Raw genomic sequence first — 1,010 nt, forward strand, 5'->3', positions numbered from 1 at the left:
GAGCTTTGAGCGAATAAGCCAGGACGAAAACGGGGAAGCCTTACGGGTGGCCTTCAAAGGCTCCAAGCTGCACCAAAACCTAGGCTTGGGTCAGATTCAGCAAGAGCTAGGCTTAAACGCCCAGAAACGAGCTTTAGCGCTTACGCGGCAGCGGGAGCTAGCGAAGGCCCAAGAATTGACGATAAGCCCGCAAAACGAAGAGAAACAGCTTAAACGCGGGCGTGGCCTGAGCATGTGAGATGGAAAACAAGAAAACCCCGCCCAGTGGTGATTTAGTGGGCGAGTTACTGGAGGGCATTTTGACCGACGTCGAAAAGCTAACGGAGTCGGTCAGTAAGCTAGCCAGTAAGGATGATCTGGATAAACTGGCGGAAGTGGTAAGTGCTTTGGAGAAGCAATTAACCAGTGCTCCCCCGACTCCTGTGGCTGTCAGTGAGCTGGCGCAGGTTCGGGAGGAACTGAGCCAAGTGAAGCAATTAATCCGTCAACGCCCGGACTACACAATGAGTCAATACGTTCGCTATGGTGGGTATATGTTCGGGCTGATGGTCGTCCTGGTGGCCGGGTTGAGTTGGCTAGCTTTGGATTGGAAAGGGGAGAGAGACCAGTTCCGAGCAGCTTACTGGACGGCGGATTGGCGCGTTCGCTACCTTAAGCAGCAAGACCCCAATTTTTACAGCTACATCGAAGGGCTATTCGCCAAGGATCCGGCCGGGGTGAGCAAATGGGTTGTCGAGCAGGAACAGGCCGACGAGAAACGGGCTCTAGCGGCCCAGGCTGCCGAGCAAGCCAAAGCCTTATCTAACCAAGCGAATCAACTAGAGGGGAAACCGCGCGTCAAGGGGAAGAAAAAAGGGTGAGCTGATTCAGGACGCACCGGTAGCCCGGTTTTTGGCTTTTTCAGCCGCATACGCCAACGTTTCGGCCAGGGTCATAATTGGCCCCTTGTTGTTGAGCCATTCATCATCGAGGGCGTTCATCTGCTCTTTGGTGTGCTCGTTTTTAATCAC

At 54.0% G+C, this 1,010-nt stretch carries 1 protein-coding gene and 1 pseudogene; both read left to right on the forward strand.

Going from position 1 to position 1,010, the window contains the following annotated elements; all coding sequences use genetic code 11:
- A pseudogene (locus B157_RS39350) lies at positions 1–238 on the forward strand (relaxase/mobilization nuclease domain-containing protein); the annotation flags it as partial.
- Position 239: 1 nt separating this feature from the next.
- Positions 240–860, forward strand: coding sequence for a hypothetical protein (locus tag B157_RS0114055; protein WP_020603946.1), 621 nt, complete (start codon positions 240–242; stop codon positions 858–860).
- Positions 861–1,010 lie beyond the last annotated feature (150 nt).

It is taken from the genome of Spirosoma spitsbergense DSM 19989, assembly GCF_000374085.1.
GTDB lineage: Bacteria > Bacteroidota > Bacteroidia > Cytophagales > Spirosomataceae > Spirosoma > Spirosoma spitsbergense.

Coding starts and splice junctions, on each gene's coding strand:
- B157_RS0114055 (WP_020603946.1), top strand. CDS start 240: ATGGAAAACAAGAAAACCCCGCCCAGTGGTGATTTAGTGGGCGAGTTA.